Below are 5,444 nucleotides of genomic sequence, written 5' to 3'. Positions count from 1 at the left end.
GACGGTCGGCGTCACCGAAGCGAGATACGCCTGGTAGCGGTCCTCGCTCATCGGGGTGCCGTCCACGTCGAAGCACTGGTGTCCCCACACGCCGATCCGGCGGTTGAACTGGAGCTGAGGCACCTTGAGCCAACGCTCGCGGTCGGGGATGAGGGCGTTCATCCGGTCCACCAGCCGCACGACCTCGTCGCGGTACAGGCCGCGCGACGCCTCGTTCAGGTGCTGTCGCTCCGCGGGATGCGGGTTTTCCCGCTCGTCGAACCGACCCTTGAGGCCCCACTCGTAGGCCCAGTTCGCCGAGCTGGAGTTGTCGGTGCCGAACAGGTCGAACGCGGTCGGCACCCACTTGTTGAAGAAGCGCTGGATGATCTCCGGCGGGATGCGGCCGGCCTTGATGATGCGCAGCAGGCCGTTGTTGCCGGTGCCCAGGTGGTAGCTCTCCTCCTTCAGCATCGGGCCCATGGAGCGCGCCAGCGGGTGGAACGCCGAGGTCGAGAGCATCTTGAGCTGGAACTTGCCGTCGCGGTCGATGAACTGGGTGTAGGTGAAGAAGTCGAGCCAGTTGTCCACCCGCTCGTTGAACGAGCCCAGGAGCCGCTTGCCTTCCTCGGCGCGGCGCTCGAGCAGCTTCTGCGCCTCACGCTTGCCCTCGTCGCCGAAGTGGGCGACGAGCAGGTAGCTCATCTGCCAGCCGTGCCGCATCTCCTCGGCCATTACCCGCATGATCGACAGCAGGTCGTAGCTCGAGGGGGAGTTCTCCAGCAGGGCGCGCTGCTGCTCCACCGAGGCGAACTCGGTGTCGCCCTGGTAGACGATGAGGTTCTGCAGCGCGTCCCGGATCCGCTGGTCGGGGATGTGCATCACCGTCGGCCACTTGCGTTGGCCCTTGAAGTGCCCGAACTCGATGTGCTCCGCCTCGGGCTCGCCGAACTTCACCTCGAACTTGAACTCCTTCAGCTCCTTGGCCTCGAGGCCGAGGTCGCTCTGCCAGGACCGGAACAGGTCGATCCATTCGTCGAAGGTGTGCACGCGCAGCATGACCAGTCTCCTCAGCGGCCGGTGAAGTGGGGAGGCCGTTTCTCGAAATACGCCGCGATGCCCTCGCGGCCGTCGGCGCTCTGAAAGCACGCGAGCTGGGCGTCCAGCTCGTAGTCCAGCATCTCCTCCAGCGAGGCGCGCTCGCTCCGGTACACCGCCCGCTTCGCCCGGCGCACGGCCAGCGGCGGCGCCGCCGCGATGGCGTGGGCCCAGTCACGGGTGGCCGCGGCGAGCCGCTCCGCCGGCACGACCCGGTTCACGAGCCCCAGCCGCAGGCACTCGGCCGCGTCCACCAGCTCGGCGCCCAGCAACAGCTCCAGCGCCTTCGAAGGCCCCACCAGGCGCGGCAGGAAGAACGTGCCGCCCCAGTCGGGGTGCAGCCCGATCTTCATGAACACCTGGCCGATCTGCGCGGTGTCGGCCGCGATCCGGAGGTCGCAGCCGAGCGCGAGGTTCGCCCCGCCGCCCGCCGCGACCCCGTTGAGCGACGCCAGCACCGGCTGCGGCGCCTCGCGCATCACGGCGGACACGCCCCGCATACCGTCCACCAGCCGGCGGCCGGTGGGCTCGTCGAACCGCTCGATCAGGCTCCTCAGCAACCCGACGTCGGCGCCCGCGCAGAACGCGCGCCCGGCCCCCGTCAGCACGATGACCCGCACCGCGGCGGAGCCCGCCAGCATGTCGAGCGCGTCCTTCAGCTCCTGCACCATCTCGACGGTGAAGGCGTTGAGCTTGTCGGCCCGGTTCAGGGTGATGGTCCCTACGGGACCGTCGACCTCGACTGCCACCTGCGCGTACGCCGTCATGGCCTCCCCCGGCGACGGTGAGAGGTGAGGCTCACGTCTCACGCTCGACGATCATCGCAATCCCCTGACCCACTCCAATGCACATCGTCGCCAGCCCATAGCGCGCGTTCCGCCTCCCCATCGCATGCACCAGCGTCGTCAGCATCCGGGCACCGGTCGCGCCCAACGGATGGCCGAGCGCGATCGCGCCGCCGTAGACGTTGACCCTGGCCTGGTCGAGCCCAAGCTCGCGGATGCAGGCCAGCGCCTGCGCCGCGAACGCTTCGTTCAGCTCGACCAGGTCGAGGTCGCGGACGTCGAGTCCCGCACGCTCGGCTGCCTTGCGGACCGCCGGCACCGGACCGATGCCCATGATCTGCGGGTCCACCCCCACCACGGCGCTCGCCAGGACGCGGGCCAGCGGGCGGTACCCGCGCTCCCGCGCCGCGCCGCGCTCCATCACCAGCAGGGCGGCGGCCCCGTCGTTGATCCCGGAGCTGCTGCCCGCCGTCACCGTGCCGCCCTCGCGCCGGAACGCCGGCTTCAGCTTGGCCAGCGATTCGAGCGTCGTCTCCGGCCGCGGGTGCTCGTCGTTCCGGACGACCAGGGCCGCGCCCCCCGGCCCGCCGCCCGGAACGGTCACCGGCACCAGCTCGCGGTCGAACGCGCCTTCCCGCGCGGCGGCCGCCGCCCGCCGCTGACTCTCCAGCGCGAAGCAGTCCTGCTCCTCGCGGCTCACGCGGTGCAACTCCGCCACCACCTCGGCCGTCTCGCCCAGCGAGACCGTCCACTCCTTGCGCATCGCGGGGTTGACGAACCGCCATCCCAGCGTCGAGTCGGCGAAGGGCGGGGGAGTGCGCGAGAACGGCTCGGCCCCCTTCAGCATCACGTACGGCGCCCGGGTCATCGACTCGACGCCGCCGGCGATCAGGCACTCGCCCTCGCCGGCGCCGATCGCATGGGCTGCACTCACCACGGCCTGGAGGCCGGAGCCGCACAGCCGGTTCACGGTCTGCCCGGGAACCTCGACCGGCAGTCCGGCGAGCAGCCCCGCCATCCGGGCCACGTTGCGGTTGTCCTCCCCGGCGCCGTTCGCGCAGCCGAGGACCACGTCGTCGATCGTGCGCGGATCGAGCTTCGTCCGCTCGACCAGCGCGCGGATCGCAACCGCCGCCAGGTCGTCCGGCCGCACGGAGGCCAGCGCCCCCCCGTGCCTCCCGACCGGCGTCCGGACCGCATCCACGATGACGGCGTCTTTTCTCAATCTCGCAACTCCAGTCTCGTCACCGCTCGCAACTTGGCGTCTCGCAACTCGCAACCAGTCTCACGGGCGTCTCGCAACCGTTCCGATGTCTGCAGACCGAAGCCGGCAGTCCAGCTCACAGTCCCACCCAAACGGTCTTGGTCTCCAGGTACCCTTCCAGCCCCTCGCGGCCCAGGTCGCGGCCGAACCCGGACGCCTTGTAGCCGCCGAACGGCGCCGCGCTGTCGTACACGTTGTACGTGTTGACCCACACGGTGCCCGCCCGGATCGCCCGGGCGACCCGGTGCGCCTTGCTCAGGTCCCTGGTCCAGATTCCCGCTGCCAGCCCGTACATGGACTGGTTGGCGAGCGCGACGCCTTCCTCGAGGTCGTCGAACGCGAGCACCGCGAGCACGGGGCCGAAGATCTCCTCGCGGGCGATGGTCATCTCCGGCTTCACGGCGTCGAAGACCGTCGCCTCGACGTAGTAGCCCTTGCCGTTCACGGTGGCGCTCTTCCCGCCGGCCACCAGGCTCGCGCCCTCCGCCTTGCCCTTCTCGATGTAGCCGAGGACGACCTCCTGCTGCTTCCGGGAGACCACCGCGCCCAGGCGGGTCGTCTTCTCGAAGGGGTCGCCGGGCACCAGCTTCTTCGCCCGCGCGGCCAGCTGCTCGACGACCTGGTCGTGCACCGAGCGCTCCACCACCAGCCGCGAGCCGGCCGCGCAGACCTCGCCCTTGCCGTAGAAGATCGCGTTCTGGGCGCCGCGGACCGCGGCGGCGACGTCGGCGTCGGCGAACACCACGTTGGGCGACTTGCCGCCCAGCTCGAGCGAGACGCGCTTCGGCGTCGCGGCGGCCTCGCGCATGATGCCCTGGCCCACGGCGGTCGAGCCCGTGAAGGCGATCTTGTCCACGCCGGGATGCCGGACGAGGGCCGCCCCGGCCGTCTTGCCGTCGCCCGCGATCACGTTGAAGGCCCCCGCCGGGAAGCCGGCGGCCTCCATCACCTCGGCCATCAGCAGGGCGGTGAGCGGCGTCTCCGAGGCGGGCTTGAGGACCACGGTGCAGCCGGCGGCGAGGGCCGGCGCGAACTTCCAGCTGGCGAGGTTGAGGGGGAAGTTCCAGGGCACGATCGCGCCGACGACGCCGACCGGCTCCTTCAGGGTGTAGATGAAGGCGTCGGCGCCGGAGGGCAGCGTGGCGCCGGTGATCTTGTCGGCCCAGCCCGCGTAGTAGCGCAGCGTCTCGACCGTCATCGCCACGTCGATCTTCGACTCGAAGAACGGCTTGCCGTTCTGCTGCGTCTCGAGCCGGGCGAACTCCTCGGCGCGCGACTCCAGCAGGTCGGCGGCCTTGGCGAGCATCTGGCCCCGGCGGCGCGGCTCCAGCTTCTGCCATCCGTCGGACTCGAAGCAGGCGCGCGCGGCCCGCACCGCCCGGTCCACGTCGTCAGCGCCCGCCTCGGCTACCTGGCAGAGCGTCTCCTCCGTGGCCGGGTTCTCGACCGCGAAGCGGCGGCCGCCGGCCGCGGGGGCGAACGCCCCGCCGATGTAGAGGTCCGTCCGCACTACTTCCCCTTGAAGGTCGGGACGCGCTTCTCGACGTACGCCCCGATGCCTTCCTTCGCGTCCTGACTCTGGAACAGCAGCTGCTGCAGCTCGCGCTCGATGGCCAGCGCGCTCTCGAAGGGGACCTCGAGGCCCGAGCAGACCGCGCGCTTGATGTTGCCGACCGCCTTGGACGCCTTGTTGGGCGGGCAGAACTGCTTGGCGTACAGCAGCACCCGCTCCCACCACTCCTCCGGCTTGCCGTCCCACACCTCGTTGACCAGGCCGATCTCCTGCGCCCGCTCGAACGAGAACGTCTGCCCGGTGACCATCATCTCGATCGCGCGGCTCTTGCCCACGATCCGCGACAGGCGCTGCGTCCCGCCCGTGCCGGGCAGCACGCCCAGGGTGACCTCGGGCAGGCCGATCTTGCCGGCCTCCTTGCGGGCGATCCGGATGTCCGCGGCCATCGCGATCTCGAGCCCGCCGCCCACGGTGTGGCCATTCAGCGCCGCGATCACCAGCTTGGGCGTGTGCTCCAGCCGGTTGAGCATCTCGTTGGCGTGGAGGCAGAAGTAGTACTTGAACTGCGGCGTGACCGAGTTGAGCATGCTGATGTTGGCGCCCGCCGAGAAGAACTTGTTGCCGGCGCCGCGCAGGACGATCACGTACACCTCGTCGTCCATCCGCGCGTCGAGAATCGCCTCGTCGAGCTGCCGGTTCATCTCGTAGGTGTAGGTGTTGGCCGGCGGGTCGTTCAGCGCCACGATGGCGATCCCGTCCTGCTTGGTGACGTCCACCAGCCGCTTCGCCGTCTTCGTGTCCTGCG

General features: G+C 70.3%; 5 protein-coding genes. All 5 read right to left on the bottom strand.

Features of this window, described 5'->3' with window-relative positions; all coding sequences use genetic code 11:
• On the bottom strand, nucleotides 1-1,038 hold a 1,038-nt coding region (locus tag VMF70_10705; protein ID HTT68489.1), incomplete at its 3' end, for a Phenylacetic acid catabolic protein.
• Nucleotides 1,039-1,049: 11 nt separating this feature from the next.
• A complete protein-coding gene (locus VMF70_10700) occupies nucleotides 1,050-1,844 on the bottom strand; it encodes an enoyl-CoA hydratase-related protein (GenBank protein HTT68488.1) in 795 nt (264 codons plus the stop codon).
• Nucleotides 1,845-1,875: 31 nt separating this feature from the next.
• Nucleotides 1,876-3,087 (bottom strand): acetyl-CoA C-acyltransferase, encoded by a 1,212-nt coding sequence (locus VMF70_10695; protein ID HTT68487.1) that lies wholly within the window; start codon nucleotides 3,085-3,087, stop codon nucleotides 1,876-1,878.
• Nucleotides 3,088-3,202: 115 nt separating this feature from the next.
• The gene (locus VMF70_10690; protein ID HTT68486.1) at nucleotides 3,203-4,636 is read right to left on the bottom strand and encodes an aldehyde dehydrogenase family protein; all 1,434 of its coding nucleotides are present in this window, start codon (nucleotides 4,634-4,636) and stop codon (nucleotides 3,203-3,205) included.
• A partial coding sequence (locus VMF70_10685) for an enoyl-CoA hydratase/isomerase family protein (protein HTT68485.1) occupies nucleotides 4,636-5,444 on the bottom strand: 809 nt, incomplete at its 5' end. The genes VMF70_10690 and VMF70_10685, both read right to left, overlap by 1 nt.

Source organism: Gemmatimonadales bacterium, from assembly GCA_035502185.1.
Taxonomy (GTDB): Bacteria; Gemmatimonadota; Gemmatimonadetes; order Gemmatimonadales; family JACORV01; genus Fen-1245.
The sequence above is the reverse complement of the archived record's forward strand: the minus strand, read 5'-3'. Positions and strand labels throughout refer to the sequence as shown.